This is a genomic window from Ruegeria sp. A5 (assembly GCF_056543005.1).
This window is the reverse complement of sequence record NZ_JBQGAV010000006.1, coordinates 145,955-161,602: the sequence shown is the minus strand read 5'-3', so window position 1 is coordinate 161,602 and position 15,648 is coordinate 145,955. Positions and strand designations below refer to the sequence as shown.

At 57.7% G+C, this 15,648-nt stretch carries 17 protein-coding genes; 12 read left to right on the top strand and 5 right to left on the bottom strand.

The annotated features are described in order from the left end of the window. Positions 1-61: 61 nt before the first annotated feature. Complete coding sequence (locus tag ACR0AY_RS14740; RefSeq protein ID WP_170402416.1) at positions 62-871, top strand: division plane positioning ATPase MipZ; 810 nt, start codon at positions 62-64, stop codon at positions 869-871. Between the two features lie 132 nt (positions 872-1,003). Here the strand turns inward: ACR0AY_RS14740 and ACR0AY_RS14735 are convergent, their stop codons facing one another. Then, a complete protein-coding gene (locus tag ACR0AY_RS14735; protein WP_170392675.1) occupies positions 1,004-2,239 on the bottom strand; it encodes an adenylate/guanylate cyclase domain-containing protein in 1,236 nt (411 codons plus the stop codon). A gap of 62 nt (positions 2,240-2,301) precedes the next feature. Continuing rightward, the gene (locus ACR0AY_RS14730) at positions 2,302-2,754 is read right to left on the bottom strand and encodes a MarR family winged helix-turn-helix transcriptional regulator (RefSeq protein WP_170392676.1); all 453 of its coding nucleotides are present in this window, start codon (positions 2,752-2,754) and stop codon (positions 2,302-2,304) included. Between the two features lie 65 nt (positions 2,755-2,819). Between ACR0AY_RS14730 and ACR0AY_RS14725 the strand changes: the two genes are divergently transcribed. Beyond that, on the top strand, positions 2,820-3,443 hold the full coding sequence (locus ACR0AY_RS14725) for a LysE family translocator (protein ID WP_170513349.1): 624 nt from the start codon (positions 2,820-2,822) through the stop codon (positions 3,441-3,443). A 22-nt stretch (positions 3,444-3,465) separates the two neighbouring features. Next, positions 3,466-4,725 (top strand): fumarylacetoacetase, encoded by a 1,260-nt coding sequence (gene fahA / locus ACR0AY_RS14720; protein WP_170513345.1) that lies wholly within the window; start codon positions 3,466-3,468, stop codon positions 4,723-4,725. A 20-nt stretch (positions 4,726-4,745) separates the two neighbouring features. Here the strand turns inward: fahA and ACR0AY_RS14715 are convergent, their stop codons facing one another. Continuing rightward, positions 4,746-5,309, bottom strand: a complete 564-nt coding sequence (locus ACR0AY_RS14715) for a DUF2585 domain-containing protein (RefSeq protein WP_170513343.1) — start codon at positions 5,307-5,309, stop codon at positions 4,746-4,748. A 52-nt stretch (positions 5,310-5,361) separates the two neighbouring features. Here ACR0AY_RS14715 and ACR0AY_RS14710 point away from each other — a divergent pair, with 52 nt between their 5' ends. The 6 genes from ACR0AY_RS14710 to ACR0AY_RS14685 all read left to right on the top strand — a co-directional run bounded on the left by ACR0AY_RS14710 (position 5,362) and on the right by ACR0AY_RS14685 (position 9,874). After that, positions 5,362-6,312 carry an MBL fold metallo-hydrolase gene (locus tag ACR0AY_RS14710; RefSeq protein WP_170513340.1) on the top strand — a complete coding sequence of 317 codons (951 nt, stop codon included), beginning with the start codon at positions 5,362-5,364 and terminating at the stop codon, positions 6,310-6,312. 134 nt (positions 6,313-6,446) lie between these two features. After that, the gene (locus ACR0AY_RS14705; RefSeq protein WP_170402424.1) at positions 6,447-8,057 is read left to right on the top strand and encodes an FAD-dependent oxidoreductase; all 1,611 of its coding nucleotides are present in this window, start codon (positions 6,447-6,449) and stop codon (positions 8,055-8,057) included. Between the two features lie 5 nt (positions 8,058-8,062). Next, on the top strand, positions 8,063-8,260 hold the full coding sequence (locus ACR0AY_RS14700) for a DUF2783 domain-containing protein (protein WP_170392682.1): 198 nt from the start codon (positions 8,063-8,065) through the stop codon (positions 8,258-8,260). 4 nt (positions 8,261-8,264) lie between these two features. Then, positions 8,265-8,807 carry a VOC family protein gene (locus ACR0AY_RS14695; RefSeq protein WP_170392683.1) on the top strand — a complete coding sequence of 181 codons (543 nt, stop codon included), beginning with the start codon at positions 8,265-8,267 and terminating at the stop codon, positions 8,805-8,807. Positions 8,808-8,814: 7 nt separating this feature from the next. Continuing rightward, entirely contained in the window at positions 8,815-9,453 is a 639-nt protein-coding gene (gene maiA / locus ACR0AY_RS14690) for a maleylacetoacetate isomerase (protein WP_170402426.1), read from the top strand. 88 nt (positions 9,454-9,541) lie between these two features. Then, positions 9,542-9,874, top strand: a complete 333-nt coding sequence (locus ACR0AY_RS14685) for a DOPA 4,5-dioxygenase family protein (protein ID WP_170402428.1) — start codon at positions 9,542-9,544, stop codon at positions 9,872-9,874. On the opposite strand, the gene ACR0AY_RS14680 is transcribed toward ACR0AY_RS14685, so the two are convergent. Next, positions 9,871-11,499, bottom strand: a complete 1,629-nt coding sequence (locus ACR0AY_RS14680; protein ID WP_170513337.1) for an acyl-CoA synthetase — start codon at positions 11,497-11,499, stop codon at positions 9,871-9,873. The two genes, ACR0AY_RS14685 and ACR0AY_RS14680, sit on opposite strands and share 4 nt — an antisense overlap. A 221-nt stretch (positions 11,500-11,720) precedes the next feature. Between ACR0AY_RS14680 and ACR0AY_RS14675 the strand changes: the two genes are divergently transcribed. Next, complete coding sequence (locus ACR0AY_RS14675) at positions 11,721-13,112, top strand: aminotransferase class III-fold pyridoxal phosphate-dependent enzyme (RefSeq protein ID WP_170392687.1); 1,392 nt, start codon at positions 11,721-11,723, stop codon at positions 13,110-13,112. A 241-nt stretch (positions 13,113-13,353) separates the two neighbouring features. Beyond that, positions 13,354-13,779, top strand: a complete 426-nt coding sequence (locus ACR0AY_RS14670) for a GFA family protein (protein WP_223116959.1) — start codon at positions 13,354-13,356, stop codon at positions 13,777-13,779. A 170-nt stretch (positions 13,780-13,949) separates the two neighbouring features. Here the strand turns inward: ACR0AY_RS14670 and ACR0AY_RS14665 are convergent, their stop codons facing one another. Further along, positions 13,950-14,510, bottom strand: a complete 561-nt coding sequence (locus ACR0AY_RS14665; protein WP_170392689.1) for a CHAP domain-containing protein — start codon at positions 14,508-14,510, stop codon at positions 13,950-13,952. A gap of 322 nt (positions 14,511-14,832) precedes the next feature. Between ACR0AY_RS14665 and ACR0AY_RS14660 the strand changes: the two genes are divergently transcribed. Continuing rightward, complete coding sequence (locus ACR0AY_RS14660) at positions 14,833-15,648, top strand: ABC transporter substrate-binding protein (protein WP_170402438.1); 816 nt, start codon at positions 14,833-14,835, stop codon at positions 15,646-15,648.

Below are 15,648 nucleotides of genomic sequence, written 5' to 3'. Positions count from 1 at the left end.
ACAACATATAGTGGCTGCCAACAACGTGTAGGCAAACACGGCGGGACTTGGGAATACAGGCATGGCACATATCATTGTGGTCGGGAACGAAAAGGGCGGCGCAGGCAAATCAACCGTGTCGATGCATGTGGCCACCGCATTGGCACGGCTGGGGCACAAGGTCAGCACGCTCGATCTTGACCTGCGGCAGCGCAGTCTGGGCCGGTATTTCGAGAACCGCTTGAACTTCCTGAACGGCTCGGACCTGTCTCTGCCCAGCCCACGCCACCACGACCTGCCCGAGATTGACGCCAGCGCTCTGCAACCCGGTGAAAACATCTATGACCACCGCCTTTCAGCCGCCGTGGCCGAACTGGAAAGCGATAGCGATTTCATCCTGATCGACTGCCCCGGTTCGCACACTCGACTCAGCCAGGTTGCACATTCGCTGGCCGATACGCTGATTACACCGCTGAACGACAGTTTCATCGATTTTGACCTGCTGGCGCGGATCGATTCCAAAGGTGAGAGAATCCTTGGCCCCTCGGTCTATTCCGAGATGGTCTGGAACGCGCGCCAATTGCGTGCACAGGCCGGGCTGAAACCCATCGATTGGGTAGTGGTGCGCAACCGGGTCGGGACCCAGCGCATGGTCAACAAGGAAAAGATGCAACGCGCGATCGAAATGCTGTCACAGCGCATCGGCTTCCGCGTCGCCTCGGGCTTTTCCGAGCGAGTGATTTTCCGCGAGTTGTTCCCGCGCGGACTGACTTTGCTGGACCTCAAGGATATCGGGGTCAAGCAGCTCAATATCTCCAACATCGCCGCACGCCAGGAACTGCGCGACATGATGAAGGAACTGAGCTTGCCGGGTGTTGAGATCGATTTCTGAGCGACCACAGCTCGAATTACCCAACATATCCGCCCAAGACCCCGGAAAATTTAAAAGTTTCCGGATCGATTTCATTCTATGAAATCGTGCGCAGCAGCAGTCGCACGCGTTGGCACAGGTGTCAGTGATCGGTTAGCCCGCCGTTCTGTAAATCGTAAACAGCTCTTTCGGCTCTGCCACGCCCCGCAACATATAGCGACCGACCGAGATCAGATCCTGATCGCAGGGATGGGCCGCGCGGGCTACATCGTCGGAAATCAGGATGCGCTGCCCCAGCGACCGATGCATCCCCGCAATTCTGGACGTCTGGTTGACCGCCGGACCAATTACCGTGAAATCCAGCCGACTTTCGGAGCCGATGTTTCCATAGAGGATCTCACCAGAGTGCAATGCCAGCGTATAGTTCGAAACCGGTTGCCCCCGTGAACTCCGCTGAGTGTTCAATTCGGCCATGCGCTCTTGCAGCATGGTCGCCGCAGCCAGCGCAGCGCGGGCATCGGCATCGATCTCGCCGACATCAAACATCGCCATGACACCGTCGCCCATGAACTTCAGGATGTTGCCTTCGCATTGATGAACAACATCGACCACCACACCCAGGTAGTCATTCAGCATATCTATGACTTCGATCCCTGGCATCTCTTCCGACAGGCTGGTGAACCCTTCCAGATCGAAGTTCCAGATCACCGCATCAATCTGCTGCAGTGACCCGCGACGGATTTCACCGGACAAGACCCGACGACCGGCATCGCGCCCCAGATAAACCCGCATCAAATCTTTCGACACCCGCGCGTTCGAGGCTGACTTCAGAGCCAGCCCCAGATGCGGTAGCGCCGTATTGATCACGTCCAGATCATCGTCGCAGAATCCTTCCGGCGCATTGCTGGACCAGGACATCAAGACGCCGTCGATTGCCTCTTTCGCATCATAGGGGTTGCGTTGAGCCGGCACATCAAAGCTGATGCCAGTCGCGTAATAGTCCGTGGCTCCGTTTTCCCGCAACTCGTTTAGCAGAGGAAAGCGGCTGGGTTCGTTCTGGTCGACCAGCCGTTCACGGATAGCATCGATATCTTCGTGCAATACGGCATACAGCGGACTTTGTGTCCAAACTTCACTGGGCTCTTCGGAATACTCGAAGGTTTCCAGATTACTTCCTTTGCTGCGGTACCAGCTATAGCCCGTTCCGCCATAGACGGGATGCAAGGCCGGTTGCGCCGCATGAAAGCGCATCAAGGGCACACCAAGATCAACTAAACGGGTGCAATACCCGTCCAAAAGTTCTTGTTTGTCGGCCCCTTCCAGGCCTCGGGTCACCAACCAATCTATCAGATCATGGGATTTTGCCGTTGGGGAATCCGGCGCTGTCATGTGTCGTTCCTGTGTCCGTTATGACGTTGATCTGGGGGCAGCTGTACCGGATTACCAGTACCCTAATCCATTCCGGCCAGACGTCGCAGCATCATGCGCAGCAAGGCGGCCTCACCCGTGGTGAAACGCGATGCCAGTTTCTGATCATAATCCTGCGCGATACCGCTTAACTCGCGATAAACCTTCTGGCCAGCCGAGGTCAGCGATAGCCGCTCAACCCGCCGGTCATTTTCATCCCGCAACCTTTGCAAATATCGGCGCTGTTGCAATCGGCTGACCGCACGGCTGACCTTGGTTTTGTGGATTTTGGCACGCTCAACAATGTCGCGTGCGGTCATCTCACCATGATTGCCCAGATGAAACAGCACCCGCCATTCGGTGCGCAGCATTCCGTAGCGATCCTTGTAAACGCGCTGAAACTCAAGCGAACTTTCCTCGGCCGCCTGATTCAACAGGAACGGCAGGAAATTTCGCAAATCAAACTCATCTTTTTGGTCATTTTTAGGCTGGGTCATCCTTGTTAGTTACAAAATCAACTATTATTCGACAAGTGACAAGTTGAAGGATCACCGGAGACGAGATGAGTTTTGATATCTGGATCACCTATGTGGCGACGGTGTTGTTGCTGATGAGCACACCGGGGCCAAGCCAGTTGCTGATGCTGTCGAACTCGGCAACCAATGGGCTGCGGCGAGGTTTTTTTACCGCTGCGGGTGATTTGACGGCCAATTTCTTTCAAATGTTGGCCGCCGGTCTGGGTCTGGCTGCCCTGATCGCCACGTCCGGGACCGCCTTTACCGTGATCAAGTGGTTGGGCGTGGCCTATCTGGTCTATCTCGGCGTCAAGCAAATCGTGAAGGCACGTGTTGCCGAAACCAACGATGCGCTACGTGCCAGCCGCAGGGCGCTCTGGATGCAGGGCTTCATCACCTCTGCCGCGAATCCCAAGGCGGTGGTGTTCTTCGCCGCTCTGTTTCCGCTGTTCATCGATGGCGCGCTGCCATTCTGGCCGCAATTCGCCATCCTCTCGGCCACATATCTGATCATAGACGGGTTGTTTCTGATGGCCTATGGCTCCACTGCCAGTTGGCTGGCCCGGCGCCTGCAGGGGCCGGCAAGGCTTTGGCTCGACCGGATCGGTGGCAGCTTCATGATATTGGCGGCAGCCCTGCTGGGCTTCAAATCCCTGCGCGCCGCCTCGTAACCGAAAGACATAAGGACGCAATATGCCTTTGAAGAAATCCTGGGTCGCATCAGCCAATTCCGCCGACCACCCCTTCCCGCTGAACAACCTGCCTTATGGCGTGTTCTCGACCGAAACCACCGAGCCCCGCTGCGGCGTTGCCATCGGCGACATGATCTTCGACATGACTGCTGCCGAAGCTGATGGATTAATCGCGCTGTCGGATGAGCCGCTGTTCGATCTGCCCTTCTGGAATCCGCTGATGGAAGAAGGCCCTGCCGTATGGGCTGCATTGCGCGACCGCCTATCTACGCTATTGGCTGAAGATTCGGACGAACAGCACAAGATTGAAGGTCTGCTGATCCCGCAGGACGAGGCCGAGATGCACATGCCCTTTGCCGTCAGCGAGTACACCGATTTCTACGCGGGCCGCCACCATGCCCAGAACGTGGGCACCATGTTCCGCGGCCCGGAAAACGCGTTGCCGCCGAACTGGCTGCACATCCCCATCGGCTATAACGGCCGCGCGTCGTCTGTTGTCGTTTCAGGCACGGATATCCGTCGCCCCTGGGGTCAGTTGAAATCGCCCGATCAGGACCTGCCTGCTTTCCTGCCCAGCCGTCGATTTGATATCGAACTAGAGATGGGTGCAATCGTGGGCACACCGTCTGACGGTCCAATTTCAGTGCAGGAAGCCGATGACAACATCTTTGGCTATGTCCTGCTAAACGACTGGTCCGCACGCGATATTCAGGCCTGGGAATACCAGCCGCTGGGGCCATTTCAGGCCAAGGCGACCGCGACCTCGATCAGCCCCTGGATCGTGACCAAAGCGGCGCTGGAACCGTTCCGCTGCGATACGCCCGACCGTGAGTTTGCCCTGCTGGACCACCTGAAGGATTGCGGCCCGATGCTCTATGACATCGATTTGGCCGTGACGATGGCGCCCGAGAATAAAGACGCCACGACCATCGCACGGACCAATTATCGCGAGATGTACTACTCGGCGGCGCAGCAGTTGGCGCATCACTCGACGTCTGGGTGTCCGATGAACACGGGCGACCTGTTGGGGTCCGGCACCATTTCGGGACCGAACAAGCCAGAGCGCGGATCACTTCTGGAACTCAGCTGGGGCGGGAAAGAGCCGCTGACGCTGGACACAGGCGAGACCCGCACCTTCATCGAGAACGGCGACACGCTGACCCTGACCGGCGCAGCCAAGGGCGACGGCTATTCCATCGGGTTCGGCGATTGCACCGGCACTGTGCTGCCCGCACTCGAAAATCCATTCGCCAGAGATTGATGCAGGTCCAGTCCGCATATTCAGAGCGCTCTCTGCCAGTCCTTAACGGCCTCGATGGGATAAAGCAGCATCAGCACGTTCAGCGTCAGACCATCGCGGATCAGCGTGGTGGTCAGGATCTCGAATCCCAGCGCAATGGTGACCGTCATCCAGATCGGCAGGCGACGCGCCAACCAGAACCCCAGCATCATCGCGCCAATATCGGCGATCGAGTTGACGACACTGTCGCCGTAGTAATCCAGCGAGATCGTGACCGCGCGGTAATGTTCGATCACGGCATTGGTGTTCTCGGAAATCTCCCACGCGACTTCTATCAAGGTGGCGATGAACAACCGCCAGCCAACGGCAAGGCGGCGCGCCACCAGCCACAGAAGACCGTAAAACAGAAAGCCATGAATGATGTGGCTGGGCGTGTACCAATCGGTCAGATGCTGCGAGCTTTCGGAACTGAAGGTTTCACCATGCCACAGCTTGACATAACCGCATTTGCAAATCGGTTCGCGGCCCATCCACAGCAGGATGATGGCGCAGGCAATGACAACACAAGCGGTTGCCCAATAAGGCAAAAATCGACGTTCAAACATATGGCGACAACATCATCAAAGCCAGTCGCTGTCCAGAAGGGAAATCACTGATATGGCCAAGGCATTTGCGTCCCAGGGGGACATGTCGGAAAAGAAAATCTCGTTCACCGAGGTGGGCGAAGGGCTCTATGCCTTCACCGCCGAAGGCGACCCGAACTCGGGCGTGATCATCGGCGATGACAGCGTGATGATTGTCGAGGCGCAGGCGACCCCGCGTCTGGCCAACAAGGTGATCGAATGCGTGCGGTCGGTGACTGACAAGCCGATCACCCATGTGGCGCTGACCCATTACCACGCAGTACGCGTGCTGGGCGCGAGCGCCTTTGGTGCGCAACAGATCCTGATGTCGGATATGGCGCGCGCCATGGTGGTTGAACGCGGTCAGGAAGACTGGGACAGCGAATTCCAACGCTTCCCGCGTCTCTTTGAAGGACACGAAAGCATCCCCGGCCTCACATGGCCCACCACCACCTTCAGCGACACAATGACGGTTTATCTGGGCAACCGCCGGATCGACCTGATGCATCTGGGCCGTGCGCATACCGCTGGCGATATCGTCATCCACGTGCCCGATCAGAATGTCATGTTCACCGGTGACATCGTCGAATACCATTCGGCCTGCTACTGCGGCGATGGGCATTTCAGCGACTGGGGAGATACGCTGGACGAAATCAAGTGGTTCGACGTAGACGCTATCGCGCCGGGGCGCGGCGACGCTCTGGTCGGTAAAGACATGGTCAACGCGGCCATCGAAAACACCCGCGATTTCGTAGAAAGCAACTACCGACCGGCCGCCAAGGTTGCGGCGCGCGGCGGCAGTCTGAAAGAAGCATGGGACGCCGTGCGCGCAGAATGCGACCCAAAATTCGCCGACTATGCGATCTACGAACACTGCCTGCCCTTCAATGTTGCCCGCGCCTATGACGAGGCCCGCGGCATCGACACGCCCCGTATCTGGACCGCCCAGCGCGATCTGGAGATGTGGGAGGCCCTTCAGGGCTAAGAATTCCGGGCCGGATTTGATCCAGATCGTGGCGGCCCGGATTTGACGGTGAAACTCTAACGCAAGACCTCCGGCGCAACTGTGCCGGGGAACAGATGGGGTGCGCCCGATGCGCCAGAAATGGGAGAGAGAGAGTGAACAAGATTTTTGAAGTTCCACTTTATGCCTACGAGGCCAGCCCGGATCAATCCGCGCCAGCGCCCGTGCGCCACAAGGTCATCGTCGTTGGGGCCGGTCCGGTGGGTCTGGCCGCCGCCATCGATCTGGCCCAGCAAGGGGTCGAGGTACTGGTGCTGGACGACAACGACAAGGTCAGCTTCGGCAGCCGCGCCATTTGTTTTGCCAAGCGCCCGCTGGAAATCCTCGACCGTCTGGGCTGCGGGCAGCCGATGGTGGATAAGGGCGTTCTTTGGAACAAGGGCAAGGTGTTCTTCGACGAACGTCAGGTCTACGAGTTCGACCTGCAGCCCGACAGCGGCGATCAGCGCCCGGCCTTCATCAACCTGCAGCAATACTATTTCGAGCAGTTTCTGGTCGACCGCGTCCGCGAATTGCAAGCGCAGGGTGCACCGATCGAAATCCGCGGCCGCAACAAGGTCGAAGCCGTTGGAACCCACCCCGATCACGTCAAGCTTGAGGTCGAAACGCCTGAGGGTTCATACACCATCGAGGCGGATTGGGTCATCGCCTGCGACGGCGCGGGCTCACCCATGCGCGCAATGATGGGTAAGGATTTTGTCGGCCGCGTGTTCGAAGACAACTTCCTGATCGCTGATGTGATTATGGAGGCCGATTTCCCCTCGGAACGCTGGTTCTGGTTCGATCCGCCGTTCAACAAAGGCCAATCTGCGTTGCTGCATAAACAACCCGATGGCGTCTGGCGCATCGATCTGCAACTGGGATGGGATATCGACAAGGAACGCGAAAAGCGCCCAGAAAACGTGATCCCGCGCCTCAAGGCCATGCTGGGCGAGGAGGTAAATTTCGAGCTGGAATGGGTCAGCATCTACACCTTCCAGTGCCGCCGGATGGAGCAATTCCGCCATGGCCGCGTGATCTTTGCCGGTGACAGTGCCCATCAGGTCAGCCCGTTTGGCGCACGGGGCGCAAACTCGGGCGTGCAGGATACCGACAACCTGTGCTGGAAACTGAAACTGGTGATCGATGGCAGCGCACCTGAATCTTTGCTGGACAGCTACGATCAGGAACGCATTCACGGCGCGGACGAAAACATCCTGAACTCGACCCGCTCGACCGATTTCATCACCCCGAAATCGCAGATGTCCCGCATCCTGCGCGACGCGGTGCTGGACTTGAGCGAGCACTATGACTTCGCCCGCCCGATGGTGAATTCTGGCCGCCTGAGCGTACCTTGCGTCTATGACGGCTCGTCGCTGAATTCGGCGGATGCGTTGAACGGGCCGACGCAGACGCGCCCCGGAGCGTCCTGTCCCGATGCGCCTTTGGGTGATGGCTTTCTACTGCCTAAACTGGCTGGACAGTTCACGCTGCTGACCATCGACGCCGATGCACCAGATGAGATCGAGGTCGATGGCATCATCGTCAAACGCCTGGCACTCTCGGTCAAAGACGACCCGACCCTGACGCTGAAGCGCCGCTATTTAGGCGATGCCAGCGGAGCGGTCTATCTGATCCGTCCCGATCAGCACGTTGCCGCCCGCCGCGACACCTACGAAGAAAATGCATTCCGGCACGCGGTGCGCCGCGCCACAGGCAAGGAGTAAGCGACATGGCTGATCTGATCCTCTCATCCAATCTGACCCAGGCAGACGATTTCTATGCCGATCTGGTGGCCGCCCATGAAGGGCTTGAGAAAGCCGAAAGCGATGCGTTCAACGCGCGCCTTGTGCTGGTTCTGGCAAACCACATCGGCGACAACGCGGTGCTGAAGCAGGCGTTGGACGCCGCAGCCCTGAAACAGGAGTAAGCCCATGAAAATCGAACAGATTCACCACGTCGCCTATCGCTGCAAGGACGCGAAAGAGACCGTTGAATGGTATGGCAAGATGCTGAACATGGATTTCATTCTGGCGATTGCCGAAGACCATGTGCCCTCCACCCATGAACCTGATCCCTACATGCACCTGTTTCTGGATGCCGGAAATGGCAATGTGCTGGCGTTTTTTGAGCTGCCTACCAAGCCGGAAATGGGGCGCGATCCCAACACGCCGATTTGGGTGCAGCACATCGCATTCAAGGTGAAGGACCGTGATGAGCTGATCGCATTCAAGGACCATCTCGAAGCCAACGGCGTCGAGGTTCTGGGTGTCACGGATCATTCGATCTTTCATTCGATCTATTTCTTCGATCCGAACGGTCACCGGGTGGAACTGGCTTGCCCCGACCCCGAGGAAGAGGCCATGCTGGCCCGGCTGGATTCGGTCAAATGGGATATGCTCGAAGAATGGTCGCGCACCAAACGAGCCCCTCAGCATGCCGACTGGCTGCATGCCAAGGAACTAAGCAAAGGCTAACCATCGTATGTCCGAAGTGGTTCTGTTTGATTACTGGCGTTCGTCCGCCAGTTACCGGGTGCGGATTGCACTGAATCTGGCTGGGATCACCTACCGCCCGGTCGTCGTGGATCTGGTGAACGGGGCGCATCGCGCCCCGGATCATTTGGACCGCAACCCGCAGGGTCTGGTCCCGGTGCTGGATATCGATGGGGTTCGGTTGACCCAATCGCTGGCGATCATCGATTATCTGGATGAGACCCGCGAACTGGGTCTGCTGCCAACCGATCCGGCCAAGCGAGCCGCGGCGCGGGCATTGGCGCACAGTATCGCGGTGGATATCCATCCGGTCTGCAATCTGTCGGTTGCCAAACATGCCACCGCGCTCACCCAAGGTGCAGGCGACATGCCCGGCGACTGGATGCGTCACTTCATCCGGCCGGGTCTGCTCGCGTTTGAATCGCTGCTGGGCGGCTTTGATCAATCCCCGTTCTGCACCGGTGAAACGCCGGGTCTGGCCGATATCTGCCTGATCCCACAGCTTTATAATGCGCGCCGGTGGGAAGTTGATCTATCCGATATGCCACGCCTGACAGCAGTCGAGGCCGTCTGCGCCGAGCATTCGGCCTTTGCCGCAGCCCATCCTGACCTGCACGCTCCGCTCTGAACCGGCGCACAGAGTCTGTGTGGCGGTGCGGGTGCACAAATCCTCGCGCCGTCCTTAGGTTTCTATGCAACGACAGATGGAGAACCCCATGCCCAAGATCACCGGCTACCACGCCCATGTCTATTTCGACGCCGACACTCAGGACACGGCACGGCAGGTCTGTGAAGAGGCCGCGCGTCTGTTTCCCGCTGTCCAGATGGGCCACATGCATGCGCGCAATGTTGGCCCGCATCCGCGATGGAGTTGCCAGCTGGGCTTTCCAGCCGAAGCCTTTGATCAGGTCTTTCCCTGGCTGATCCTGAACCGGCAAGGGCTGACCATCTTTACGCATCCAGAAACCGGCGATCACTTGGCTGATCACCGGGATCGCGCTATCTGGATGGGCGAGATGCTGCCACTTGATCTGTCGATCTTCGATTAAGCCAATTCACGCGCCCGGTCGCGCAGGATGAACTTCTGAATCTTCCCCGTCGACGTCTTGGGCAACGCCCCAAACACAACCGTCTTGGGTGCTTTGAAATGGGCCATATGATCCCGGCAGAAAGCGATGATCTCCGCCTCATTCGCCTCTGCCTGCGGTTTCAATTCAACAAATGCACACGGCGTTTCACCCCATTTCTCATCCGGGCGGGCCACCACCGCCGCCTCCATAACAGCCGGGTGTTTATAAAGCGTATCCTCAACCTCGACCGATGAAATATTCTCGCCGCCCGAGATGATGATGTCCTTGGACCGATCCTTCAGCGCGATGTAGCCATCCGGGTGCATCACGCCCAGATCGCCCGAGGCAAACCACCCGCCTTTGAAGGCTTTGTCGGTCGCCTCGGCGTTCTTGAGATAGCCCTTCATGACAATGTTGCCCTGCATGAATATCTCACCCATGGTTTCGCCATCCGAAGGAACAGGCTCCATGGTTTCAGGGTCTGCGACCATCAAGCCAGACAATGCCACGTATTTCACACCCTGACGCACCTTCAGCGCAGCGCGGTCTTCTGCACTCTTGTCGTTCCATTCGTCCTTCCAGGCGCAGACGACGGATGGACCATAAGTCTCGGTCAACCCATAGACATGGGTAACCTCGACACCCATCCCTTCCATCGCTTCGATCACCTTGGCCGGCGGTGGAGCACCAGCGGTCATCGCCTTGATCTGCTGCGTGAAATCCTTGAGGTGATCCGGTGCATTGGCCAGCATGTTCAGCACGATCGGCGCGCCGCAGAAATGAGTTACGCCCTCTTCTCGGAAGGCGCGATAGATCGGTTCGTCCCGTACGGCGCGCAGGCAGACGGAGGTGCCTGCATTGGCCGCCATCGTCCACGGGAAACACCAGCCGTTGCAGTGGAACATCGGCAAGGTCCACAGATAGACCGAATGCTGCAGCATCCCCCATGTCAGAATGTTCGACGTCGCGTTCAGCGCCGCGCCGCGGTGGTGATAGACTACACCCTTGGGGTTGCCGGTGGTGCCCGAGGTATAGTTCAGCGTGATCGCATCCCATTCGTCTTCGGGCAAAGACCAGTCGAACTCCGGATCACCCTCGGCCAACAGAGCCTCATAGGTCAGATCTCCCAATCGCTTGCCACCGTCAAAACTGGCGTCTTCGATGTCGATCACCAGAATGTTGTGATCCACCTGCGCTAACGCCTGTTTCACGACGCCTGAAAACTCGGGATCGACCAGCAGAACCTTGGCTTCGGCATGGTTCAGAATGAAGGCGATGATCGGCGCATCCAACCGCGTGTTGATCGCGTTCAGCACCGCCCCTGCCATGGGCACGCCAAAATGCGCCTCATACAGCTCGGGGATATTGGCCGCGATGATCGAGACTGTATCGCCCACGCCTACGCCACGCGTAGTCAGCGCGCTGGCCAGACGTCGGCTCCGCGCATAGGTTTCTGCCCAGCTATACCGGCGCTCGCCATACACAACGGATGGGTAATCCGGATACACTGCCGCCGTCCGCTCAAGATAGCTCAGCGGAGACAACGGCGTGAAATTCGCCGGGGTTTTATCCAGATGTTGCTGGTAGATAGGTGTGGCTGTCATCCGGCGATCCTCCCAAACTCGTCAGATTGTCGTATTGAGCACAAAGTTTACGTCATAACAAACCCGTATTAATACGAGTTTGAGCTACACTGGAGATATCCTATGGGCTAATCTGGCCCTACTTCACGCGCACCATTCGCGTTGATCTGCAGTATCACGTCACTTTGCGCCCGCCGGGACCTACTGATTCCCCGCGCGCCCCACTTTTGAAAGGACATGTCATGGACGGCACGTTCAACGAAAACGATCTTTCCCGCGTCGTCGAAGCCGACCGCGCCCACCTCTGGCATCACTTGATCCAGCACAAGCCGTTTGAGACCAACGATCCCCGTATCATTGTCGAAGGCAAAGGCATGCGCGTGTGGGACCAAAAGGGCAAAGAGCACCTGGATGCCGTATCAGGCGGTGTCTGGACCGTGAACGTGGGCTATGGCCGCGAATCTATCTGTAAGGCGGTTTATGACCAGCTGATGAAGCTGTGCTACTTCGCCAACACCGCAGGCTCGATCCCCGGTTCGAATTTCGCGGAAATGCTGATCGACAAGATGCCGGGCATGAGCCGCGTGTACTACACCAATTCAGGTTCTGAGGCGAACGAGAAGGCGTTCAAGATGATCCGCCAGATCGCGCACAAGAAATATGGCGGCAAGAAAACCAAAATCCTGTATCGCGACCGCGACTATCACGGCTCCACCCTGGCGACCATGTCGGCAGGTGGTCAGGACGAGCGCACCGCGCAGTACGGTCCCTTTGCACCCGATTTCGTGCGCGTGCCTCACTGCATGGAGTACCGCAAGCACGAGCTGGACGGCGCACCTGAAGAGAACTTTGGCGAATGGGCTGCAGATCAGATCGAAGAGGTCATCCTGCGCGAAGGCCCCGACACCGTTGGCGCCCTGTGCCTTGAGCCCGTGACCGCAGGCGGTGGCGTCATCGAAGCGCCTGAAGGCTATTGGCCCCGCGTGCAGGAGATCTGCAAGAAATACGACATCCTGCTGCACATTGACGAGGTTGTCTGCGGCGTAGGTCGGACCGGCACGTGGTTCGGCTATCAGCAGTACGGCATCAAGCCGGACTTCGTGACCATGGCCAAGGGCGTTGCCTCGGGTTATGCCGCGATCGCCTGCATGGTCACCACCGAGGAAGTCTTTGACATGTTCAAAGACGACGCGGCAGACCCGATGAACTATTTCCGTGATATCTCGACCTTTGGCGGCTGCACTGCCGGTCCGGCGGCAGCGGTTGAAAACATGCGCATCATTCAGGATGAAAACCTGCTGCAGAACTGCGTCGACATGGGTGATCGCATGATGGGCAACCTGCAGGCGCTGATGGAAAAGCACAAAGTCATCGGCGACGTGCGCGGCAAGGGTCTGTTTCTTGGCGCCGAGCTAGTAACCGATCGGACCACCAAGGATCCGATGGACGAAAAGCGCGTTCAGGCCGTTGTCGCAGATTGTATGGCGCAGGGCGTCATCATCGGTGCCACCAACCGCTCGATCCCCAGCCGCAACAACACGCTGTGCTTCTCACCGGCGCTGATCGCGACAGCGGACGACATCGATCAGATCACCGACGCCGTAGACGGCGCGCTGGGGCGTGTGTTCGGCTGATCTAGGCAACGAACTACCATTGAACCACATGAAACCCGCCAAATTTCGGCGGGTTTCTTTTCATGAGGACATCAGCCAAGCGTATGAGCTGATGCCAAAGATACTCAATTTTCATTCAAATGGCGGGAAAGAGTCCAAATTGGCCCTGAGCGCCGACGTTTTCTGCTGATGAAACGTCCCAAAATATCCATCTCAAAACTTACCTGCGTCCTATGTTTCAGGAGTTTGGGAGGGAAATCGAATGGCGACGCACGGGTATTGTCTGTGTAAAAGAACGAGCTGGGCCTACCAGGGCAGTCAAACATGGGCATGCTATTGCCACTGCGATGATTGCCGTCGGAATTGTGCCGCGCCGGTGGTTGCCTGGTTAGGCGTGCCGATAGAGAACTTTGAGTGGACCGGCGATAAACCCGGCACTTATGAAAGTTCCAAAGGCGTTTTCAGGCACTTTTGCGGGACGTGCGGATCACCTATTGGATTTGAAGCCGATCATTATCCGGGTGGTATGCACCTTTACGCAGCGTCGCTCGAAAACCCGGAAGATTTCAAACCGACTTTTCACGTCAACAAGCAAAGCAAATTGCCTTGGCTGCAAATGACTGATGATCTCGACGCGTTTGAAGGCACATTGCTACACACCCCTAACGACCCAGACGGATATCGTTAGATGAGGAAGCCACCTGGTTTTCAAGTGGCTGCTTTGCGCTGCCCTGCAGTCATTGATCATGTGTCAAAGTAAACATACCCGCCACCGAACACACGCGCCCGGATGACAGCGGCACGTCGGACGCTCGGCTTCACCGTATCAGCTACCGGCGGGGGCGCGGAGAGCTTAGATTACTCACCAAAATTCGGATAGATAAACCCGTTCACCGGGTACGAACTGCCGTAACTGCCCGGCCGGCTTTCAACCCGGACAAGCGTCCAATCATTGTTTTTGGACACGTCCCTCACGCCCATCTGCAATGACACCTTATTCCGGAGCCAGTTTGCGTGGTTCACAATGACTTCCCGCTCGGTGACAATATCGGACACGACAGCCACATGTCCCAGGGGCATCCCTCTGGTGGCCCGAAACGACATCACCGCACCGACCTCCGGTTCATTACCCCGGTCAAACCCATTGCGGGCCTTGCCCCACCAATCCTTGGCGTTGCCACGAATTTCGATGCCGCTGAGGTTGCGTGCGTAGGGCACGCACCACACCCTTTGTCCCAGCGCATGTTTTCTTGAGACCTCTTGCAACGCCATGGCCTGACGTTCGGGATCCAAGTCCACCTCATTCGGATTCTTAGCACAGGCCGAGATCAGACTGAAAAGTCCCAAAACAACGGCAATTCGCGCGACGCCGGGCAGGCGCGACCAGATCGTATCGGTATTGCGTGCGTTGTACTGCAAGAAGGTTCTTTGCCGGTTTGAGTGGTGAAGCAGTTTTAATAATATCTTTAGGAAAAAGAAAAGAGCCCAACTGTTCTCCGGCAGAATATTGCCAGTTCCTGCGCCGCATTCCGACCGTTGGCCGAGCGTGCGGTCACTTATGCAACAGGTTTCCTCACTGTGCCGTCCCTGGGATTCCTGGCAGGCGAAGAGACCGGCACAATGTCATCGGACACATGAACGCCAACCCGTCCTGCAGGTCGACGATCAAGCATCCGCTGGACAGTCGGGTTAGGCAGAATTACTTTGACCGCAACCCAATCCAACAGGAGGTTTGTATCGGATGTCCAAGACACTCTCGATCGCGGCAACTTCAATTCTGTTTTTGTCAACAGCGGCCTATGCGCAAGAACAATGCGCTGCTGGCAAAACGCTGACAGACGGCAAATTCACCATCGCAACGGGCAACCCGGCCTACTATCCGTGGGTGATCGATGACGCGCCAGAAAGCGGCGAAGGGTTCGAGGCAGCCGTTGCTTATGCCGTGGCTGAAGAAATGGGGTTCGCAGCTGATGATGTCGTTTGGGTCCGCTCGTCCTTCGACGAGGCGATCCAGCCCGGCGCCAAGGAATTTGACGTCAACATGCAGCAATACTCGATCACGCCCGAACGGGATCAGGTGGTTGATTTCTCTACCCCTTACTACACCGCCCCGATGGCAGTTCTGGTCAGCCCCAATTCGACCGACACAGCCCCGACGCTTGAAGCGCTGAAAGGCCTGCAATGGGGGGCCGTTGGCTCGACCACGGCGGTGCCAAAACTGGCCAGCATCATCCAACCTGACAGTGATCCGCTGCTTTATGGTGACAATGCTGACGTTAACGCCGCCATGTCGGCCAACCAGATCGATGCGGCCCTGTTCGACCTGCCCACCGCCCTGTTCCTGAGCGCAGTGATGATCGAAGGCTCAAAGGTCATCGGTCAGTTCCCGGCGGATGAAAATGACAATCCGGATCATTTCGGCATGCTGATGGAAGAAGGCAACCCGCTGAAAGCCTGCGTGGACGAGGCGCTGGCGGCACTGGCAGCTAACGGCAAACTGGCCGAAATCGAAGCCGTATGGCTGCAGGACACCACTGGTGTCCCTCTGATCAAGTAA

Bases quoted from the DNA above. Each gene is read 5' to 3' on its own strand.
- ACR0AY_RS14740 (WP_170402416.1), top strand. From the start codon at position 62: ATGGCACATATCATTGTGGTCGGGAACGAAAAGGGCGGCGCAGGCAAA.
- ACR0AY_RS14735 (WP_170392675.1), bottom strand. From the start codon at position 2,239: ATGACAGCGCCGGATTCCCCAACGGCAAAATCCCATGATCTGATAGAT.
- ACR0AY_RS14730 (WP_170392676.1), bottom strand. From the start codon at position 2,754: ATGACCCAGCCTAAAAATGACCAAAAAGATGAGTTTGATTTGCGAAAT.
- ACR0AY_RS14725 (WP_170513349.1), top strand. From the start codon at position 2,820: ATGAGTTTTGATATCTGGATCACCTATGTGGCGACGGTGTTGTTGCTG.
- fahA (WP_170513345.1), top strand. From the start codon at position 3,466: ATGCCTTTGAAGAAATCCTGGGTCGCATCAGCCAATTCCGCCGACCAC.
- ACR0AY_RS14715 (WP_170513343.1), bottom strand. From the start codon at position 5,309: ATGTTTGAACGTCGATTTTTGCCTTATTGGGCAACCGCTTGTGTTGTC.
- ACR0AY_RS14710 (WP_170513340.1), top strand. From the start codon at position 5,362: ATGGCCAAGGCATTTGCGTCCCAGGGGGACATGTCGGAAAAGAAAATC.
- ACR0AY_RS14700 (WP_170392682.1), top strand. From the start codon at position 8,063: ATGGCTGATCTGATCCTCTCATCCAATCTGACCCAGGCAGACGATTTC.
- ACR0AY_RS14695 (WP_170392683.1), top strand. From the start codon at position 8,265: ATGAAAATCGAACAGATTCACCACGTCGCCTATCGCTGCAAGGACGCG.
- maiA (WP_170402426.1), top strand. From the start codon at position 8,815: ATGTCCGAAGTGGTTCTGTTTGATTACTGGCGTTCGTCCGCCAGTTAC.
- ACR0AY_RS14685 (WP_170402428.1), top strand. From the start codon at position 9,542: ATGCCCAAGATCACCGGCTACCACGCCCATGTCTATTTCGACGCCGAC.
- ACR0AY_RS14680 (WP_170513337.1), bottom strand. From the start codon at position 11,499: ATGACAGCCACACCTATCTACCAGCAACATCTGGATAAAACCCCGGCG.
- ACR0AY_RS14675 (WP_170392687.1), top strand. From the start codon at position 11,721: ATGGACGGCACGTTCAACGAAAACGATCTTTCCCGCGTCGTCGAAGCC.
- ACR0AY_RS14670 (WP_223116959.1), top strand. From the start codon at position 13,354: ATGGCGACGCACGGGTATTGTCTGTGTAAAAGAACGAGCTGGGCCTAC.
- ACR0AY_RS14660 (WP_170402438.1), top strand. From the start codon at position 14,833: ATGTCCAAGACACTCTCGATCGCGGCAACTTCAATTCTGTTTTTGTCA.